This window comes from Pseudomonas psychrophila, from assembly GCF_001043005.1.
GTDB lineage: Bacteria > Pseudomonadota > Gammaproteobacteria > Pseudomonadales > Pseudomonadaceae > Aquipseudomonas > Aquipseudomonas psychrophila.
Genome location: NZ_JYKZ01000107.1, coordinates 1 through 528 on the forward strand (window position 1 = coordinate 1; position 528 = coordinate 528).

The following is a 528-nucleotide window of genomic DNA, read 5'->3' on the forward strand; positions in this document are numbered from 1 at the left end:
TCCAGGGGAATACTCATGGACACCAAACTGCTCGATATCCTTGCTTGCCCTGTTTGCAAAGGCCCGCTCAAGCTCAGCGCCGACAAGACCGAACTGATCAGCAAAGGCGCAGGCCTGGCCTATCCGATCCGTGACGGCATTCCCGTCATGCTCGAAACCGAAGCCCGTGACCTGGACGTGCACGCACTGCATCAAGGTTTTTTGCGAGCAATGCGCCGTGCGGGTGGGATTCTGCAGTGCGATGCCCAGCTAAGCAGTGCCACTCGTGAGGGAGGGCACTGGAAACTGACGCTGGCCGACGGTCGTCAATTGCGGGCACACAATCTAGTGAACGCTGCAGGTGCCTGGGCCGACCAGGTGGCGCAGCAATGCGGGGTGAAGACGATTGGGTTGCAACCCTGCCGGCGTACCGCATTTACTTTCGACGGCCCTGAGGGCGTAGATTTTTCACGCTGGCCTGCGGTGATAGGAATCGACGAAAGTTTTTACTTCAAGCCGGATGCCGGTCAACTCTTAGGTTCTCCAGCT

General features: G+C 58.3%; 1 protein-coding gene. It reads left to right on the forward strand.

All coding sequences use genetic code 11. The features are described 5' to 3' along the window. Nucleotides 1-15: 15 nt before the first annotated feature. Nucleotides 16-528 (forward strand): FAD-dependent oxidoreductase (locus TU76_RS24315; protein WP_157316108.1); only part of this gene is annotated, 513 nt, incomplete at its 3' end.